The sequence below is a fragment of the Kribbella sp. NPDC104218 genome, assembly GCF_055584105.1.
On record NZ_JBVJMQ010000001.1, the window covers coordinates 46,408 to 66,083 of the forward strand.

A 19,676-nucleotide genomic window follows, 5' to 3' on the forward strand; every position below is an offset into this window, starting at 1 on the left:
TGCCTATAAGCAAAACGGTGCGGACCGGCCGAAGCCGGTCCGCACCAAGGTCATAGCGTTCCAGTAGTGGTTCCGCCACTGCCAGTAGCCGGAGTGGTGAAGGTGTTGTTCGGATCTGGACCCCACTGGTCGGCGGTCGCTGGGTAGTTGGTCTCTTGGCGTTTGATGCACTTCCACGCGACGTTGGTGTTCGGCGGCAGATTGGCGATCGTCCCTGTCCAGGTGGGGTAGCTGGTCGGCGAGAGCTTCACCGCGCTGGCGACGGACCAGGCGCCCAGCTGTGGGATGTCGCCGACCACGTAGACGGACTGCCCCGACGTAGTGGTGCCATTGGCGCAGCTGAAGGTCTTGGTGACAACCGCCTGACCAAGGGTGAAGACGAACGACTTGGCTGTCGTCACCGACACCGCCGCCGACTTCGCCACGACCAGGTTGCCGCCGGCGTTGTACCAGCCACTGGCCGCTGCGTCGAAGGCCGCCTTGTTCGCGTGCTGGGTCAAGGCGGTTCCGTTGAGAGTGACGCCCGAGGCCTGTGTGTCGGCGACGAGTTCCACCACGTTCTGGCGCGACGACGGGGCGCCGGTGTAGGTGCCGCTGGAGGCGGCGATGCCGACGGTCGCTGTGGCGCCCGAGCGGGACTGCGACAGATCTGTGGTCCGCTTGGATCCGGTCTGGTAGCCGACCGTCGCCCCGTCGTCCTCTGCGAGCTGGAACGACGAGGCGGTCGGGTCGGAGTAGACCCGCGCCACGAGCTCGTTGCGCGTCGAGCTGTCGGCGCGCTTCCCGAGAACGTTCATCGTCTGGTCGTCGACGTGCATCTTGGGGATGATCGCGCCGCCACGGGCGTACGCCGGGAGCTGGAACTTGCCGTTGCGCCACAGCGGTACGTCGGCCAGGTTCTGCCCGGTGCTCACCGTCTTGGTGTTGGTGTAGTAGTCGTACCAGGTCCCGGCCGGCAGGTAGACGTCACGCTTGCGCTGGTTGGCGCCGGCGACGACCCCGACCAACAGGTCCTTGCCGATCAGCTTCTGGTGGCCCATCTCCCGGACGTTCGGGTCGTTCTGGTAGTGGTAGACCAGCGGTGGAATCAGTGGGTCGCCGTTGGTGTAGGTCTTGTGCGCCAGCGAGTAGTAGTACGGCGTCAGCTCGTACCGCTGACGCAGGTTCGCCAGGTTGCTCGGTACGTCGCCGATCGAGTCCGGAGCCGTTTTCGCGCAGTTGCACAGGTTCTCGGTATGCGGCCGGATCGGTACGTCGAACCACGACGAGTTCGCGAACCACTGGGTGTACAGCTCGTTCAGGTCGGTGTTCAGCATCTCCCGCCGGAAGCCGCCGATGTCCGAGCCGTAGTAGTCGATGCCCGACATCGACATCTGCATCTGCGTGTTCTGCTGCGCGGCCAGCGCCGTCAGCTTCGATCCGATGTCGCCGGACCAGATCGCCGTACCGGTGCGCTGGATGCCGCCCGCGGCGGACCGGGCCAGCATGAACGGCCGCTGCTGCACCGAGTTGTCGGTGTAGCCCTTGGCGATGCTGCGGGCCCACTCCAGGTTGTACAGGTTGTGGTAGTCGGAGTGGGCGTGCTTGCCCGGCAGCACACCGGCCGTCCAGTCGTTGCCGTCGTACATCTCGGGTTCGCCCAGGTCGAGCCAGTGCCCCATGACGCCGTCGTTGACCAGCGGCTGCCGCTGCGTGTTGTGCCACTGCGCGCCGGCCGCGGGCTGCGTCCAGTCGATCATGCCGCCGCGGCCCCACCAGTCGTTGCCGGTCAGGTAGACCGGGCTGCAACTCGAGCAGCCCGCCCGGACGAGGTAGCCGGGCGTCGCCATCGCGGAGTGCTCGGGGAGGTTCTTCCCGATATAGGACTCCTCGATCGTCATCACCCCGACGCCATGGGTGTTCTTGTACGACGCGAGCTTCGTCGCCGGATTCGGGAAGTTGGCCGTATCCCAGTCCAGCGTGCCCATCCGGGTGTTGTCCGACCCGGCCGTCACCCCGCCGAACCACTGCACGTCGAGCATCAGCCCGTCGGTCGGGAACTTGTTGCTCCGCAGGCTCGCCAGGGCGTTGTCGGCTTCGGCCCAGTTGTCGTAGCCGAACTCCGACATCCACAGGCCGAACGCCTTCTTCGGCGGCACCGGCGACCGCCCGGTCAGCTCCAGGTAGTCCTTGCGGAGATCCGGCAGATCCGGTCCGGACATGACGTACCAGCGCAGCTGATCGCCGTAGGTGTCCAGCGTCCAAGGGTCGCCGGTCAGGTTCCAGTCCTGCTTGTAGACCTGGTCGACGAACATCCCGTAGTTGGTCGTGTTGGCCCCGACCGCGAACAGCACCGGGATCTGGGCGTTGCCCACCGGGCCGTTGTCGGTGTCGTAGAGCATCGCGTTGCCGTAGGCGCCGCTGGTGCGCTGGCGTCCGACCCAGTCGCCGTCCGCGCTGCCGCCCATGAAGAACTGCTCGCCGAGACCGTAGGCGTTCTGCATCGAGGACTTGGTGAAGCTGAGTCCCTTCCAGGCCTGGTTCAGGTTGCGCGGGCAGGTGGTGTTCAGCACCAGCTGTGGCGAACGAGTGGTGTCGGTGATGGTCGCGCACAGCGTGGTCGCATTCACCTCGACCTTGAGACCCGCCGTCGTCAGCGTGTTGCCGGCCTGGTTGAAGCTGGTCGGTCCGGCGTAGTTGGTCTTGGCGATCTGACTGGTCGTGAAGATCGGCGTCCCGGTCCCCGGGCCGCTACCGGCTCCCGTCTCGAAGTGCACCAGGTCGTCGTCCAGGAACTCGACGACCAGATAGTTGCCGCCGGCCGTGAACTGGACCCGCTGGACGGCGGCCTGCGCGGTCTGCGCCGGCAGCACCACCAGGAGCGGAACGAGGAGGACGAATGCCATCAGCCGTTTCATGGGCGGGCCACCGTCACGTTGTCGAGGTTGATCCCGCCGGACCCCGCGAGGACTTTGACCACCCGTTTACCGGCGGACAGGCTCGTGGTCACGGTCGCCGTCCCCCAGGTGTCCCAGTTCCCGGTGCTCGGCAGATTGACGGTGCCGACGCTGACGCCGTCGACCTGGATCGTTCGGGTCGCCGTCGTCGCGGCGCCGTTGGCGTAGCGCAGCTTGATCACGTGACTGCCCGCGACGTCCGCGTTCGTGTCGACCTGCACGTAGTCACCTGCGGTCTCGAAGCCGTCCACGAAACCCGTACCCGTGTAGCCCGGGTGATCCGTGTTGGTCGTCGTACCGCTGTTGCTACCGAACTCGGCCTCGTACGCCGCCTTGTCGACACCGTTGAGAACGATGCTCCGAGCCGATGCGCTGGAGGCGGTCTTGACCAGCGTGAGCTGCTGGACCGGATCCCAGTACCACCCTTCGGTGGCGGACTGGAGCGCGGCCAGGGTCGCATGCGCCGTCATCGCCGTACCGCCCTTGGTGACGCTCGTGGGCTTGGACGACGCGACCTGCAGGGTGCTCTTGGTCGACAGGGGCGGAACGCTGACCGTGACCTGATGACCGGCGAAGTTCTCCGTCGAGGTCACCGTACGCGTCTGGTTGGCGGAGTCCTCGAAGTAGCCGTAGCTGGTCGTGCCGGACGGGTAGATGCGGAAGGCCAGGTTGGTGTAGTTGTCCACGCTGTTGCCGATGTTCCCACCGAGCTCGTACGCCGCGTTCAGGTTCAGCGGGACGATCGCGCCGGCCTTGGCGTAGACCGGGATGGTGCCGGTGTCGGCGTTGTAGGTCTTGGTCCCGGCGCCTTGTGCACGGCCGCCGTTCCAGAAGTCGTACCACTCACCGGCGGGCAGGTAGACGCTCTTGCTGGTCGCGCCCTGCGTGGTGATGGGTGCCACCAGCAACTGCCGGCCGAACATGTACTGCTGGTCCTGCGCGGCCGCGGTGGCGTCGTTCGGGTAGGCCACACTCATCGACTGCATCATCGGCAGTCCGGTGGTCGAGGCGTTCTTGGCCTCGGTGTACAGGTACGGGATCAGGTTCATCCGGGTGTTGGCGAACTTGCGGAACTTCGGGATCACCGTGCTGTCCCCCGACCGCGCCTGCACGTTCCACGGCGTCCGGGCCTCGGAGATGGCCGGGTTCGCCTTCTCCGAGTGGTACTGCATGACCGGCGAGAACGTCGCTTGGGCCGCCGACCGCAGGTACAGCTCGCTGCTCGGGAAGCTCCCGGTGAAGCCCGCCAGATCCCACGACCAGAACGGTACGCCGCTCTGTCCGGCGCTCTGACCGGCCCGGACGGCCTGCTGGAACGCGTCGAACGTGGACGCCTGGTCACCGGCCCAGAAGATGGAGTTCGCCTGGGCGCCCGACGTACCGGCCCGGCTGAACAAGGTGCCCTGGGCACCCTTCTTGGTGGTGACGAAGTCGTTGTAGACGCGGGTGTACTCGTTCGGATAAGCGTTGTGCAGCTCGTCGCCCTTGCGGCCGGACGCACTCGTGACGTTCCGGCCGAACACGGCCTCGCTGCCGTCGGTCTTGAGCCCGTCGATACCGACGTCGTCGAACAGGTAGGACCGCTTGTTCATCCACCAGTTCGTGGCCGCCGTACTGGTGAAGTCCGGGACGGTCGAGTTACCGAACCATTGACCGGCCGGCACGCGGTAAGGGCTGCCGGCGCCGTCGCCCAGAACGTAGCCCTGGGCAACCGCATAGTCACGGTCGTTGACGTGCTGCTGCGGCGGCGTCGCTGGATTGGTGTCGAAGTCCTGTTTCAGCACGGGGATCTGCCAGAGCACCACCTTGACGCCCTGGTTGTGGGCGGCCGTCACCATCGCTTTCGGGTCGGTCCACGCGCCGCCGGGCGGGAACGTCAGATCGGCGTACGAGAGAGCCTGACTGCCGGCCTTCGGCGTGTAGGTCGCGCCGTGCCACAGGTAGAACGTCGCCTCGTCGCTCCACTGCTCGAGCACCATCGCGCTGTGCGGGATCTGGTGCGAGGTGAAGTTCGCGAGCTCGGCGTTGACCTCGGCCTGGGTGTTCCACTCGTTGGCCGAGCCCCACAGCCCGAACGACCACTTCGGCGGCAGCTTGGGCCGGGCCGTGGTCGCGGTGTACTGGTCGAGGATCTCGGCCCGCGTGCCGGTGAAGAAGTAGTAGTCCATCGTCGAGTTCAGAGCGCCACCGGTGTCGGTGGTGAACCCGGCCATGTCGGGCAGGTACGTGCACAGGTTGAAGATCGAGTACCGGGTGCTCGGGATGTAGACGCCGTAGCCCGCCGAGTTGGTGTAGAACGGCACGCTCAGGTAGGTCCGCGCGGTCTGACCCTGGTCCTGGTACTGGTTGTAGACGTAGTTGTGGACGTCCTTCCCGCGCTGGTTGAGCGTGTCGTACCGCTCCCCCAGCCCCTCGAACCGCTCACCGGACGGCGACAGCCAGTGGTCCTCGATCTTGCTGACCGTGGTCGATCCGTCGCTGGCCCAGCCGGTGTTGCGGAAGGTCGCCGGGTCGTACTGCCGGGCGATCAGCGTCGTCCCGTCCCCCTTGTAGACCGCCACCCGGTACGGCGATTTCTGGATCTTCACGACCACCTTCGCCGTCGCCAGCTGCAGCGTGGTCGGGCTGTCGGTCAGTGTGTACGCCGCCGACCCCGGGATGTTGAGCCCGGTCCCGGTCGGCGCGACCTGGACGCGGAACCGGTCGATCCCGGGGAACGCGAACCGGATCTTCGGCGTGAAGCTGCCCGCGGTGTCGCTGGTGGTGACGTCGACGGTCGTGCCGTTGTTGACGAAACCGGTCACGTTACCGGCCCCGGAGAACGACGTCACCGCGAACGAGAACGGCCCGGTGGACTTCTGGTTCGCCCCGTCCACGTCGGCGTTCACCGTGTAGGTGATCTTGTCGCCGCGGACGAAGCTGCCCATGGCGATCTTCCAGTACGTGTTGTTCCCGGAGTTGTAGTCGAAGGACGCGCCGATCGGAGTCTGCGCGATGCCGTTCTTGGTCCAGGTGATCCAGGCGGTCTGCCCGGACGAGACGGGCCAGGTGGTCAGCTTGAGCTGCACCGCCTCCCCGGCCATCGGGTCGCGCGGCGCCCGCTCGGTGGCGGTGGTGTTGTAGAGCTCGTCGGCGCCGTGCGGCGCGTGGAACACGCCGGTCAGCGTGCCGGCGAAGGCAGGGACGGGAGTGAACTGGAACAGGACCGTCGCGAGCACCAGGATCGCGGCGATCAGGCGGGTTCGGGGGACCCTCATGGCAGCCTCACTGTCTGTCGGAGAAGTTCAGGCGGTGCGCGCGGTGAGCGACGGGCGACCGGCCTCGTCGGGTCGCAGGTTGGGCTGGAACAGTTCGGCCAGGAACAGGCCGGCGGCGCCACGCGCCCAGGCCTCGTCGTCCCAGTCGTCCACGACGACCTCGAGATCCCGGCGCAGCCCGTCGAACACCGCCGCGCGCAGGGCGGTGTCGAAGTGGTCCGCGAACAGGTCCCGGGCCCTGGTGCCCTCGCCGGCCAGCACGATCAGCCGGGGGTTGAGCAGGTTGACCAGATTGCCGACCGCGGTCCCCAGCACCCGGCCGACGTCGGCGAAGATCTCTCGGCAGTCCTCGTCGCCGAGCCGGGCGGCGGCCACGGCGTCGGCGATGGTGGCGGTCCCGGCCCGGGCGACGATCGCCGGCGCACCGATGATCGCCTCCAGACAGCCGCGCCCGCCACAGTCACATTCAGGGCCATCGGCAACGATCTTGGTATGGCCGAACTCGCCGGCGCCGCCACCGGAACCCCGGTAGAGCCGGCCGTCGAGCACCATCCCCAGACCGATACCGCGACCCACGCTGACCACGGCCATGTCGGCGACCCCGCGGCCGGCGCCGAACCACTGCTCGTTGGCGACCAGCGTGTTCACGTCGTTGTCGATCACGACCGGCACGCCCAGCCGCTCCTCGAGCAGCTTTCCGAGTGCGACGTCGTGCCAGTCGGAGTACGTTCCGTGCCGGACGACGCCGGAGGACCGCTCGATGACGCCGGCCAGTCCGATCCCGACGCCGTACAGGGATCGGCCGATCGACAACTCGGCGACGACGGCGGCGACGGTCTGCAGCACCGCGTCCAGCCCGGGCCGCAGCTCGTGGGTGGCGCGCGCGACGATCCCGGCGCTCAGGTCGGTCAGGACGGCGACCACCTGGGTCTCGGTGAGTTTGATCCCGATCACGTACCCCGCGTCGGCGCGCAGCCCGAGCAGGACCGGACGCCGGCCGCCGCCGGAGCGGGCGACCGCACGTTCCTCGACGACGCCGGCGGCGATCAGCTCGGCCACGATCTCCGAGACCGTCGGCAGGCTCAGACCGGTGCGTTTGGCCAGCTCCGTCCGTGAGACGAGCCCGCCGCGCAGCTCGCCCAGCACGAGGGAGGAATTGATCTCACGGATCAGCTCCTTACTGCCCGCCCGGACCTGCTGCACCCTGCCACCCCTTACTTAGGTCACCGAAGGAAGTGGTTCGGAAGGTAGATCACGGCGAACCGGGTGGTCAACAGGTCAGGACCTGAGTAATCACCGGACGACGCTCGGCAACAACGCACCGAGCTCTTGACCACAACCCCGCCCGGGCTTAGTTTCCTCCTAAATTTAGTGCCGAAGTAAGTCCTGGAGGAGAGCAGACGTGGCGCAGATACCCCGCGGTGACCTGGTGCCGTCCGGCATCGTCGGGTTGCTCGGGACGCAGGGCCCGACCGCCCGCACCGACATCGCCCGCGCCCTCGGCCTGAGCCCCGCCACCGTCACCCAGGTGACCAAGGACCTGATCGCCCGCGGGCTGATCGAGGAGCTCGAGTCGGTCCCGTCCAAGGGCGGCCGCCCGTTCCGGCTGCTCGGCCTGGTCCGTGACGCCGGCGTCGCACTCGGCGCCAAGGTGACCGCGGACCACGTCGCGGTCGTCACGGTCGAGCTCGACGGCAGCATCCGCTCGGCCACCGAACACCCGTACGACGCGAGCGCCGCGGACGCCGTACCGCGGCTCGGTCGGCTGCTCGCCGGCGAGGCGTCGGCGCTGGACGACCGGCTGCTCGGCGTGGGCGTCGGCGTACCGGGGTCCGTGGACTCACAGGCGTCCGGGGTCGTCGACGCGCCGACGCTCGGCTGGCACGCGGCGCAAATCGGTCCGATGCTGCGAGCGGCGATCGGTTCGCCGGTCCTGGTCGACAACGACGTCAACACACTGGCCGCCGCCGAACGGCTCTACGGCATCGGGCGCGACCACTCGGCGTACGTACTGGTGACGATCGGGCGCGGTATCGGCTGCGGGATCGTCGTCGACGGCGGCATCTACCGCGGCGCGAACGGCGGCGCCGGCGAGATCGGGCACATCCCGGTCTGGCCGTCCGGGCCGGACGAGCCGCCGTGCACCTGCGGATCGACCGGCTGTCTGGAGGCGCACATCGGCGCCGCCGGGCTGCAGCGGATCGGCCGCGAACAGGGCGTCATCGGCCCGCGCGGCACCGTCGGCACCTTGTTGCGGGCGGCCAGCGGCGGGGACGCCGCCGCCCGGGAGATCTTCGCCGCGGCGGGCTCGATGCTCGGCCGCGCACTGGCCGGAGTGATCCACACCGTGGACCCCGAGGTCGTGGTCGTGATGGGTGAAGGAGTGGACGGATGGGAGTTCTGGCAGACCGGGTTCGAGCCGTCGTTCCGGCGATCGTTGCTACCGGCCCGCAAAGCGGTGCCCGTGGTGGTGGAGCCGTGGACGGAGATGCAGTGGGCCCGGGGCGCGGCGTCGCTGGTGCTGTCGAGCCCGTTCGACTCGGCCGGCAACGGCGGCGAGCAGAGCCGCCTGGTCCGCGCCCGGCTGGGCACCGCATGAGGAAGTGGAAGAACCTCGGCTGGGTGCTGTTCTTCCTGCTGCCCAGCGCGATTCCGCTGTGCCTGTTCACGCTAGTCCCGATGGTGTCGTCGTTCTGGGTCAGCCTGCACAAGTGGAACCTGATCTCGCCGATGGAGTGGGTCGGGCTCCGCAACTACACCAACCTGTTGTCGGACGAGGTCACTCGCAAGGTCTTCCTACACACGCTGTTGTACGTCGCCGGCTACCTTCCGCTGGTCTACGCCGGCGGGCTGCTGCTGGCGCTGGCGCTGAACCAGAAGCTCAAGGGCCGCTCCTTTCTGCGCGCCACCTACTTCCTCCCCGTCGTCACCAGCTGGGTCGTCGTCGCGCTGGTCTGGAAGTGGCTGCTGAACCCGTCCAACGGTCTGGTGAACCAGTTGCTCGGCGCCGTCGGGCTCCCTGAGCCGGGCTGGTGGACCGACCCGCAGTGGGCGCTCCCGGCGGTGATCCTGTCGTCGGCCTGGAAGGACCTCGGGTTCGTGATGGTGATCCTGCTGGCCGGGCTGCAGTCCATCCCGAGCGACTTCCACGAGGCCGCGAAGGTGGACGGCGCGAGCGCGTGGCAGCGGTTCTGGCGGATCACGATGCCGCTGCTGTCGCCGAGCACGTTCTTCGTCGTGGTGATCTCGCTGATCAACGGTTTCCAGGTGTTCGACCAGGTCTTCGTGATGACCGCGGGCGGCCCGGCCGGCTCCAGCCAGGTCGTCGTCGGCCAGATCTACGACCTCACCTTCCGCTACGGCCGGGCCGGCGAGGCGTCGGCGCTGTCCTGGATCCTGTTCGCGCTGATCATGGTCATCACGGTCGTCCAGGTCCGCGGCCAGAAGAAGTGGGTGCACTATGCGTGAGACCCGATCCCTGCCCGCGACCATCGCACTGTACGTCGCCGTCCTGGCCGGCGCGGCGATCATGCTCTTCCCGTTCCTGTGGACGGTGATCACCTCGATCACCCCGGAGGGCTCACTGGCCGACGGGCCGACGCTGTTCGTCGACAACCCGACCGCCGACGCCTACCGGACGCTGCTGGATGCACTCCCGATCTGGCGGATCCTGGCGAACTCGCTGATCATCGCGATGGTCTCGACCGTCCTCCAGCTGATCACCGGTTCGATGGCGGCCTACGGTTTCGCCCGGCTGCACTTCCCGTTGAAGAACGTGGTGTTCGGCTTCTACCTGGCCACCTTGATGGTGCCGCTGCAGGTGCTGGTCGTGCCGTTGTTCATCGAGATGAAGACCTTCAACCTGCAGGACACCTACTTCGCGCTGCTGGCGCCGACGATCGCCTCGGCGTTCGGCGTCTTCCTGCTCCGGCAGGCGGTCACCGCCGTCCCGGCCGAGCTGGACGAGGCGGCCACGATCGACGGCGCCGGGCACCTGCGGATCTTCACCACCATCGTGCTGCCGCTGATCCGGCCCGCCCTGGCGACCGTCGCGGTCTTCGCGTTCATGGGCAGCTGGAACAGCTTCCTCTGGCCGCTGGTGGTGATCCGGTCGCCGGAGTTCATGACCCTGCCGCTCGGGCTGTCGACGCTGCAGGGCCGATTCACCACGCAGTGGGACGTGATGATGGCGGGTTCCGTCGTCTCGATCGTCCCGATCGCCATCGTGTACCTGCTCGCGCAGCGGCACATCATCGCCGGCGTCGCCCACACCGGTATCAAGTGAGAGGAACGGCAATGCGCATTCTCAAGTTCGGGGCGATCGGCCTCACCGCGGCGCTGGCCCTGACCGCGTGTGGCCAGGGCTCGGCGACCAAGCAGGAGGCCGCGCCGGACGGCAAGGCCGTCGTCCGGTACATGAACTTCTCCGCCAACGGCGGCCACGAGAAGGACCTGGCCGCGATCGTGACCGCGTTCCAGACGGCCAACCCGGACATCACCGTCCAGGTCGAGACCGTGCCGTACGCCGACTACTTCACCAAACTGCAGACCTCGGTGGCCGGCGGGACCGCGGCCGACAGCTTCGAGCTGAACTACGAGAACTTCGTGACGTACGCGAAGAACGGTTCGCTGGCCGAGCTCAAGGGCGTCGACGGCTCGGCGTACAAGAAGGCGCTGTTCGACGCCTACAACGCCGACGGGAAGCAGTACGGCGTACCGGAGTCGTTCTCGAATGTCGTCCTGTTCTACAACAAGGCGCTGTTCAAGAAGGCCGGCGTGGCCGAGCCGACCGCCGACTGGACCTGGAAGGACGAACAGGCCGCCGCGGCGAAACTGACCGACAAGGCGACCAAGACCTGGGGCGACTACCAGCCGGTCTCGTACAACGAGTTCTACAAGGTGCTGGCGCAGAACGGCGGAGAGTTCCTGAACGCCGACAAGACCGCTGCGGTGTTCGACTCCCCGCAGGGCGTCGAGGCGGCCAAGTTCCTGGTCGAGAAGGTCGGGAAGTCGATGCCGACCGAGGCGGACGGTTCGGGGACGCCGGACTTCGACTCCAAGCTGTTCAAGTCCGGCAAGCTCGCGATGTGGCACACCGGGATCTGGATGTTCTCCGCGATGGCCGACGCGCCGTTCGACTGGGACGTCGTGGTCGAGCCCGGCAACACCCAGAAGGCCTCGGCGATGTTCGTCAACGGCTTGGTCGTCTCGGCCGCCTCGAAGAACGCCGAGGCCGCGCAGAAGTGGATCAGCTTCCTGGCGTCGTCCGACGAGACCGTCAAGACCCGGCTGGACACCTCATGGGAGCTGCCGCCAGTCGCCGACCAGGCCAAGCTGGCGCCGTACCTGAGCCAGCCGAAGCCGGCCAACCGCGAGGCCGTGTTCAGCGCGCTGGACGCGACCGTGCTGCCGCCGGTGATCGAGCGTCAGCAGGAGATGCAGGACGCGGTCACCGCCGAGCTCGGCTCGGCCGCTGCCGGCCGCAAGCCGGTCGAGCAGGCCCTGAAGGACGCCCAGGCCAAGGTCAACGCCCTGCTGAAGAAGTGAGCGCCTCGATGATCTCCGATCCCGCCGAACTGGCCCGGCTGCGCCACCTCGCGCGGCACAGCCACGCCGTCATCACCGAGCACCAGGATCCGGGCGGCGCCTACCCGGCCGCGCCGACCTTCTCGGCGTACCGCGGCTACGCCTGGCTCCGCGACGGCTCGTTCACCGCGGAGGGCATCTCGCGGTACGGCGATGTCGAGTCGGTCGAGCGGTTCCACGACTGGGTGAACGACGTACTGGTCCGGCGGCGCGGGCAGGTGGATGCATTGCGTGCGGCCGAGTCGCCGTCCAACGAGGCGATGCTGCCCACCCGGTTCACGTTCGACGGCGAGGACGGGTCGGACCCGTGGTGGGACTTCCAGACCGACGGCTACGGGATGTGGCTGTGGGCGGTCGTGACCCACGCCGCCCGGCACGGAGCGGACCTGTCCCGCTGGCGGGCCGGGATCGATGTCGCAGTCGATTACCTGGTCGCCTTCTGGGACCGGCCTTGTTACGACTGGTGGGAGGAGCATGTCGAGCATCGGCACGTTTCCACGCTCGGTGCGATCCACGGCGGTCTGGTTGCTGTCGGCACCTGTGCAGAGCTGCGGTCGGCACCCTGGTCCGCAGCCGTGCTGAAGGTCGCGGCGGACATCCGGTCGCTGGTCAACTCCGAGGGCATCGTGGACGGGCACCTGACCAAGTGGCTGGGGAGCTCGGCTGTCGATGGTTCGCTGCCGGCCTGCGTCGTACCGTTCGGTCTGGCCGCTGACGGTCTCGCGTCGCAGACGCTGGCCGCGGTCGCCAAGGACCTCGACTACGACGGCGGCGTCCACCGCTTCACCGCGGACGTGTTCTACGGCGGCGGGCAGTGGATCCTGCTGTCAGCGCTGCTCGGCTGGAACCTGGCTGTCGCCGGGGACACCGAAGGCGCACTGCGGCATCTGCGGTGGATCGCGGACCAGGCCGACGAGCAGGGCGATCTGCCTGAGCAGGTCCCGCACCACCTGCTGCATCCGGACTCCCGCGCCGAGTGGATCGCCAAGTGGGGCACCGTCGCCAGCCCACTGCTGTGGTCGCACGGCATGTACCTGATCCTCGCCGACGAACTCGGCCTCCTCGAGAAGGACTGATCGATGATCACCCACCGTCCGTACGGCGTGGAGCACCCCTACGCCGTCTCCCCCGACCAGCGGGTTCCGGTGCTGCCGTTGATGGACCAGCCGGTGCGGCTCGGCGTACTGGTCGGCTCCGAGGTCACTCGGGTCGTCTGTGAGTGGGGGGACGTCGAGCTGGAGCTGGCCCCGGCGGAGACGGCGGCCGCCGATGCGGCAGCGCTAGCCGGTGGCGAGGGCCACCTGAGCGCCGCCCAGGCCGGTGCGCTCGGTGGGGACGGCGGCTGGTCGGTGGAGACGCCGCCAGTGGTGGAGCCGGTCAAGTACCGCTTCCGCGCGGAGGGGTCGACGGAAGAGGTCAGTGACTGGTTCGAGGTTGCTCCGGCGTCCTGGCAGCCGAGCGGTGGTGAGGTGCGCGGCGGCGAGGGGCGGGTGTCCGGGGTCGAGTGGCTGGTGTCGGCGGTCGGCGTCCACCGGGCGCGGTTCCGGTTGCCGTTGGCACCGGGTGATCGGTTGGTCGGGTTCGGCGAGCGGTACGACGCGCTCGACCAGCGGGGCAAGTCGCTGGACGCGGTGGTGTTCGAGCAGTACAAATCGCAGGGTGCGCACGGGCGGACCTACCTCCCGATGCCGTTCGCGCATGTGGTCGGTGCGGATGGCAACGGCTGGGGCTTCCACGTACGGACGTCCCGACGTACCTGGTACTCCTCCGTCGGCGACGAGCTGGTGGTGGAGGTCGCACTCGGTGCGGAGCCGGTGGTCGAGCTGGCCGTCTACGACGGGGGTCCAGGAGCGGTACTGACTGCGTTCCTAGACGAAGTCGGGCGGGCGGAAGAGCTGCCGGACTGGGTCTTCCGCCTGTGGGCCTCCGGCAACGAGTGGAACACCCAGGAGCTGGTGCTGGCACGGATGGACACCCATCGCGAGCTGGCGATCCCGGTCGGCGCGGTGGTGATCGAAGCCTGGAGCGACGAGGAGGGCATCACCATCTGGCGGGACGCCCGGTACGACGTGACCGACGACGGCACGGCGCATCCCGGCAGCGACTACACCTACCCGGCCGACGGCGCCTGGCCGGACCCGAAGGCGATGATCGACGAGCTGCACCAGCGCGGGATCAAGGTCATCCTGTGGCAGATCCCGCTGCAGAAGAGCGAGTTCGACGGCGGGCAGGTCGCGGCCGACGCGGCGGCCATGATCCGCGACGGGCACGCCGTCCTCGAAGCGGACGGTACGGCGTACCACAACCGGGGCTGGTGGTTTCCGAAGGCGCTGATGCCGGACCTCACCTCGGCCCGGACCCGGGAGTGGTGGACGGCGAAACGGCGCTACCTGGTCGAGGATCTGGATGTCGACGGCTTCAAGACCGACGGCGGTGAGCACGCCTGGGGCCACGACCTGCGGTACGCCGACGGCAAACTCGGCGACGAAGGCAACAACCTCTTCCCGGTGCACTACGCGGAGACCTTCGGCGACCTGCTCCGTTCCGCCGGAAAGGCGCCCGTCACGTTCTCGCGGGCCGGCTTCACCGGCTCACAGGCACACGGCGTCTTCTGGGCCGGCGACGAGGACTCCACCTGGGCGGCGTTCCGCTCCTCGGTGACGGCCGGCCTCTCGGCCGCCTCCTGCGGAATCGTCTACTGGGGCTGGGATCTGGCCGGATTCTCCGGCCCGGTGCCGGACGCCGAGCTGTACCTGCGCGCGGCCGGCGCCTCGGTCTTCATGCCGATCATGCAGTACCACTCGGAGTTCAACCACCACCAGCTCCCGCTCCGCGACCGCACCCCCTGGCACGTCGCCGAGACCACCGGCGACGAGCGCGTCGTCCCGGTCTTCCGCGCCTTCGCCGACCTGCGCGAGCGCCTCGTCCCCTACCTGGCCGCCGCAGCGGCCAAGACCGTCGCCTCCGACCGGCCGCTGATGCGGCCGCTGTTCTTCGACCACGGCGCCGACCCCGAGATCTGGAACCACCAGCACCAGTACCTGCTCGGCGACGACCTGCTGGTCAACCCCGTCCTCGAACCAGGCGCCACCGAATGGACGACGTACCTACCAGCCGGCTCCTGGATCGACGTCTGGACCGGCACCCCGGTCAACGCCGGCCTCGTGACCCGCGACGTCCCCATCGACGTCGTCCCCGTCTACGCCCGCGCCGCGGCCTGGCCCCAGCTCCGCCCCGTCTTCCACTGACATGACGAAGGCCCGGACCACCAGGTCCGGGCCTTCCGTAGTAGCGGGGGCAGGATTTGAACCTGCGACCTCTGGGTTATGAGCCCAGCGAGCTACCGAGCTGCTCCACCCCGCGCCGCTGTCTTACGAAGCGTGAGTCTAGGGGGAAGGGCGCCGCACCGCCAAATCGGTCACCTGAGCGCCGGGATCGAGGCGAGTGACATCGCGGACTGGAGTTCGCGGCGGCTGGTGACGCCGAGTTTCTGGTAGGCGCGGGCCAGCAGGTTCGCGACCGTCCGGACCGAGATGCCGAGGTGGACGGCGATCGCCGCGTTCCGCAGGCCGGAGGCTGCGAGTTCACAGGCCTCCCGCTCGCGGGCGGTGAGCGGGTAGCGGGTGGGTGGCGGCAGTCCGATCGCGGAGTACTGCGGACCGCCGTTCCACCGGGCCCGGAGGTCCGCGACCCCACGCTTCACGGTCACCTGGACGGCGTACGCGGCGGGCGCGCGCAGCGCCGACTCCCCCGCCGACAGGCCCAGGCCGATGTAGCCGCGTTCGCTGAACTCGATGGCCAGCTTCAGCAGCCGCCGGGAATCGCGGCTGGCCAGCGCACGGCCGTGCTCGGCGAAGAGCGCGAAGAGCGGGCTGTCCGTCTCGGCCGCGAGCTGCTCCAGGCGAAGTGCTCCGGCCGCCGACGGGTTCAGCCGGACCTGGTAGTACGCCGCTTCGATCGCCGGCACACGCTGACCGGAGGCGAGGCATCGGTCCGCCAGCTGGTCGGCCAGGTCGGCCGCGTACGCGCGGCGGCCGGAGTGACACAGCATCCGGATCCGTGCGAAAGCGATCCGGTCGCGCAGCGGCTCGGAGAGGTCCAATTGCTGCAGCTCGTCCAGTTCGGCGGCTGCCAGGTCCAGTACGCCGACCGCCGCGGCGCCAGCGGCATAGTCGCTGCGGATCTCCACCTGGAGCGAGACCGGAACCGCCTTGTTCAGCAGGGATCTGGCCTCCTGCAGCATCGGCCAGGCATGAGCGTGGTTGCCCGCCCAGCTCGCACAGGCCGCAGCCGCATGACCGAGTACGGCGAGACCGGCTGAGGTCAGCTCGACTGCACCGGCGGAGGTCAGCGTCTCGGCGTAGTACCAGGCCGCGAGCTGCTCGGCCGCGGGCAGCTGACCGGTCTGGACGAGCGCTCGAACCTCGCCCGCCTGGTGGGCGTGCTGGAGGGTCGTCCACGGTCCGGGGACGGCGGCCTCGATGCGCGCGAACTGGCCGTCCACCAGGTTCTGCTGAATGACGGCGAAGGCATCCGCTTGCCGGAGGATGGGGAGGTCCAGGTCCGGGTTCTGAACGATTCGGCCTTGGGCGAGTTCACGCAGGGCGGCGACAGCGGCCTCCGCCTGGTCGAGGACCGCCAGGGTGCGTAACGCATCGGCCGGTCGACCAAGCGCGAGCTGGGCTTGTGCCCGCGTGATCGACGCCTCGTCCGCACAGTGCCGCGACAGTCGATCGGCGAGCTGGGCCTCTCCGGCCGCCAAGGCGGTGACCGCCGCCGCTGCGGGGTCCTCGTCGAGATCGGCCTCGAACCTCCACCACGCGAGCCGCGCCTCGGGTACGCCGGACGGCTCCGCGGCGACCAGCGTCCGGAACAGCCGGCGACGACGAAGCTTGCCAATAGCCCCTACCGGCACGGTCGGAACGGCAACGACCCCATCGCTCCGCACCAAACCATCGGCGATCAGGCTCGCGCTGACAGCGTCGGTCGCGACTGCCCGAAGCACACCGAGCGGCAACTGCTCGGCGACCGTCAGGTACTCGAGGGCCGCACGTCGAGCCGGTTCGAGTTCCACGTCGAGTACGAGCTCGGTAGGCCACTGCCAGCGCTGATGCCGCTCGACGAGCAGCTGCTGTTCGAGCCCGGTGGTGACCAGGCGCCCGATCAGCAGCGGATCTCCGGCGGTCGCCGTCCAGATCCGATGTGCGGTCAACTCGTCGGCAGGGTTGCCGAGGACCGCGGTGAGCAGAGCACGGACAGCGGACCGGCTCAATCCGGCGACTGGAGGCGCCTCGACCTGCAATCGGTTCACGGTGACCACCTGATGCCTTGGGCAACATCTCGGAGACGACAGCATCCGCACTGCCGCGGCGGTTGGCAAGGGTTCGCAACCGGTCCGGGAAGCACTACCACGAACCGGTCCGTACCCCGCCGGAATTGAGCACCGATCACTCATGTCAAACGCTCGTTACCCGAACATGCTGGCCGCCTCGGGCTCCCCGCACCCACCCGACGGAGGACGGTATGACCGCGTCGCCGCTACCGAGCTGGCCGTTGGTCGGGCGGACCACCGAGATCCGGCAGGTGTTCGATCGGCTCAGCGATCCCGGCGGAGTCGGGACCCTGCTCGTCGGCCGGAGCGGGAGCGGGAAAACCCGATTGCTCACCGCGATCGCGGAGCGCTGCCGGGCCAACGGTGTCGAGGTGTACGCCTTCGGTGCGCCGCTCCCCACCAGTTCGGCGTACGTACTGGTCGTCGACGACCTCGACCGGCTGGACCTCGACCGCCTGCCCGAACGGGCCCGGCTGCTCGCGAGCTGCCGTAGTGAGGCGGCTGTCGATCCAGCGGTTCGGCGAGTGCTGGCGACGAGGCCGATAGCTCCACTGGATCGGACTGCGGTGGTCGAGCTGCTGGGTGCGGTGCTGCCGGGGCCGATCGACGGACTCTCGGTCGACCGCTTGTGGCGGCTGAGCCACGGCAATCCGCGCACGCTGCGACATCTGCTGGACAACAACCTCCGGTACAGCAACGGCTTCTGGCGTTGGAAACCGGATGGGGTGGACATGCTGGTTCTCAAGCGCTTCGGTGCGCTGACACCCCGTCGGCGACAGGCCGTCAGCTACGTCGCCTACGGCGAGCCGCTCGCGCTGGGCGTCCTCGAAGCTTTGGTCGACGTCGACGAACTGGAAGCGCTGGAGGACGCCGGGCTGCTCGCCGTCGAGCGGATTCGCGGACGGCTGATGGTCAGACTCAGCAATCCCCTGTACGGCGAGGTACTGCGCAGAGCCATGCTTCCGGGCGCTCGGCAGGCCGCCTGCCGAGCGCTGGCCTGGGCTGCGGAGGAGCGCCTGTACGCCGAGACTCGGGTGCAGGCGACGCGGTGGCGGCTGATCGCCGGCGACGACGTACCGGCGGTCGAGATCTTGACTGCCGCCGAGGGTGCGCTGGCCGGTCAGGATGCGGCGCTGGCCGAAGAGCTGGCCCGTCGGCTGCCGTCCGACGACGCTGCGATGCGGTTACTCGCCCGAGCACTCGTCGCACAGGACAAAGCGGCGGAGGCCGAGGCGGCGCTGAGCAGCTTGGACGCTTCGCCGGAGCTGATCGCCTTACGGTCGCTGAACCTGTTCTGGAATCTCCGCCGTCCACAGGAGGCAGCGGCCCTGGTTACCCGAGCCGACTCCACCGCCACGCGGTTGGCGGCCTCGGCACTCCAGGTCTTCGGCAATGGCTCAGCCACGCAGCTCACGCACGAGCCGACTGGCGACGTCGTCCTCGACGATGCGGCGGCGCCGCTGTGGGCCTATCTCGCCCTGTTCCAGGGCCGACCGAGCCAGGTGGCAGACACCATCACGGCTCGACGGCTCGATGGGCCGCGGGCCTGGGCCTCGATGAGCGCCGCCGTCGCTGCCTGCCATGTGCAGTCGCTGGTCGTCAGCGGGCAACTCACCATGGCCGTTGAGGTGGTGACGGCCAGATACGACGCGGCGGTCCAGCGGAATGCACCAACCGAGGCGGCGCTACTCGCCTTTGAGCGCGGCACCTGCGAAGCCTGGGCCGGCCGGATGGGGCCGGCCCTCACCCACTTCCGGGAGGCGCGGGCGCTGATCGACGCCCACGTCCCGTTCCCGATCCAGCTCTACATCAACACCGAGTACGCCAGCTGCCTGGCGACTCTCGGCCGCTCGACCGAAGCGCGCGTAGTGCTCGGCGAGCTCGCTGCACTACTCCCCGCGGGAGCCGCATTGCATACGCACGTCGAGTTCACTCAGGTGCGACTGGACGCGCTGACCGGCGACATCGCAGGTGCCGCCGCGCGGGCCGAAGCGCTCGGTCGGAAGTACACCGCAGCTGGTCGACTGACCAACGCCGTCGAGGTGTACTACTACGCGGCCCGCCTACGTCCAACGGCTGCCGTCGCAGCGGCACTCACGGATTGCGCCAGCCGGTGCGACAGCCCACTGTTCGGGCTGATGGCCGAGCACGCGACTGCAGCGGCGTACCAGAAGTACGACGACCTGTCTGCCGTGGCTGAGGCCTTCGCGTCCCGCGGGTACTACGGGATGGCGCTGGAGGCATGTGCCCGGGCGGTCGAGGTGGCGACGGCAGCCGGTGCGGAACGGGACGCGACCAGGTACCGCGTCCGGGCCAACCGGCTGCGGGAGCTGTGCGACGGTCCGAGCAGACCGTGGCTGGCCGAGGACCTGTCGGAGCCCTTGTCGGCGCGGGAGCGTCAGGTGTGCGAGCTTGCCGCCGAGCGGATCGGCAATGACGAGATCGCAGTCCGGCTCGGTCTGACGCGTAAGACGGTCGCGAACCATCTGCATCGGGCCTACAAGAAGCTCGGGGTGCGCGGGCGGGAGGAGTTGCGGGAGGTGCTGGCTCCGGGCCCCCGGTAGC

The 19,676-nt window shown here is 68.7% G+C and carries 11 protein-coding genes and 1 tRNA gene; 7 read left to right on the top strand and 5 right to left on the bottom strand.

Features of this window, described 5'->3' with window-relative positions; all coding sequences use genetic code 11:
- Positions 1-50 precede the first annotated feature (50 nt).
- Genes ACZ6ZD_RS00170 through ACZ6ZD_RS00180 form a run of 3 tightly spaced genes read right to left on the bottom strand, consistent with a single transcriptional unit; the run spans position 51 to position 7,396 of the window.
- A complete protein-coding gene (locus ACZ6ZD_RS00170) occupies positions 51-2,897 on the bottom strand; it encodes a TIM-barrel domain-containing protein (RefSeq protein ID WP_465666741.1) in 2,847 nt (948 codons plus the stop codon).
- Complete coding sequence (locus tag ACZ6ZD_RS00175) at positions 2,894-6,193, bottom strand: TIM-barrel domain-containing protein (protein ID WP_465666743.1); 3,300 nt, start codon at positions 6,191-6,193, stop codon at positions 2,894-2,896. Before ACZ6ZD_RS00175 ends, ACZ6ZD_RS00170 begins: the two co-directional genes overlap by 4 nt.
- A gap of 27 nt (positions 6,194-6,220) precedes the next feature.
- A complete protein-coding gene (locus ACZ6ZD_RS00180; RefSeq protein WP_465666745.1) occupies positions 6,221-7,396 on the bottom strand; it encodes an ROK family protein in 1,176 nt (391 codons plus the stop codon).
- Positions 7,397-7,595: 199 nt separating this feature from the next.
- On the opposite strand from ACZ6ZD_RS00180, the gene ACZ6ZD_RS00185 reads away from it, so the two are divergent.
- From ACZ6ZD_RS00185 to ACZ6ZD_RS00210, 6 genes are read left to right on the top strand one after another with little or no spacing between them, the layout of a single operon-like run.
- Positions 7,596-8,792, top strand: coding sequence for an ROK family protein (locus ACZ6ZD_RS00185; protein ID WP_465666747.1), 1,197 nt, complete (start codon positions 7,596-7,598; stop codon positions 8,790-8,792).
- Positions 8,789-9,661: a carbohydrate ABC transporter permease gene (locus ACZ6ZD_RS00190; protein WP_465666749.1), complete on the top strand. Its 873-nt coding sequence runs from the start codon at positions 8,789-8,791 to the stop codon at positions 9,659-9,661. Before ACZ6ZD_RS00185 ends, ACZ6ZD_RS00190 begins: the two co-directional genes overlap by 4 nt.
- Positions 9,654-10,478, top strand: coding sequence for a carbohydrate ABC transporter permease (locus ACZ6ZD_RS00195; RefSeq protein ID WP_465666751.1), 825 nt, complete (start codon positions 9,654-9,656; stop codon positions 10,476-10,478). The genes ACZ6ZD_RS00190 and ACZ6ZD_RS00195 overlap by 8 nt, the downstream gene beginning before the upstream one ends.
- 11 nt (positions 10,479-10,489) lie before the next feature.
- Positions 10,490-11,740 (top strand): ABC transporter substrate-binding protein, encoded by a 1,251-nt coding sequence (locus tag ACZ6ZD_RS00200; RefSeq protein ID WP_465666753.1) that lies wholly within the window; start codon positions 10,490-10,492, stop codon positions 11,738-11,740.
- A gap of 8 nt (positions 11,741-11,748) precedes the next feature.
- Positions 11,749-12,855 (top strand): glycoside hydrolase family 15 protein, encoded by a 1,107-nt coding sequence (locus ACZ6ZD_RS00205; RefSeq protein ID WP_465666755.1) that lies wholly within the window; start codon positions 11,749-11,751, stop codon positions 12,853-12,855.
- A 3-nt stretch (positions 12,856-12,858) separates the two neighbouring features.
- Positions 12,859-15,027 (top strand): glycoside hydrolase family 31 protein, encoded by a 2,169-nt coding sequence (locus ACZ6ZD_RS00210; RefSeq protein ID WP_465666757.1) that lies wholly within the window; start codon positions 12,859-12,861, stop codon positions 15,025-15,027.
- Between the two features lie 41 nt (positions 15,028-15,068).
- On the opposite strand, the gene ACZ6ZD_RS00215 is transcribed toward ACZ6ZD_RS00210, so the two are convergent.
- Together ACZ6ZD_RS00215 and ACZ6ZD_RS00220 are read right to left on the bottom strand one after the other, a co-directional pair.
- Positions 15,069-15,142 (bottom strand) — tRNA-Met (locus tag ACZ6ZD_RS00215).
- Positions 15,143-15,197: 55 nt separating this feature from the next.
- Complete coding sequence (locus ACZ6ZD_RS00220) at positions 15,198-17,090, bottom strand: LuxR C-terminal-related transcriptional regulator (RefSeq protein WP_465666759.1); 1,893 nt, start codon at positions 17,088-17,090, stop codon at positions 15,198-15,200.
- Between the two features lie 212 nt (positions 17,091-17,302).
- Between ACZ6ZD_RS00220 and ACZ6ZD_RS00225 the strand changes: the two genes are divergently transcribed.
- Positions 17,303-19,675 carry a helix-turn-helix transcriptional regulator gene (locus tag ACZ6ZD_RS00225; RefSeq protein WP_465666761.1) on the top strand — a complete coding sequence of 791 codons (2,373 nt, stop codon included), beginning with the start codon at positions 17,303-17,305 and terminating at the stop codon, positions 19,673-19,675.
- Position 19,676 lies beyond the last annotated feature (1 nt).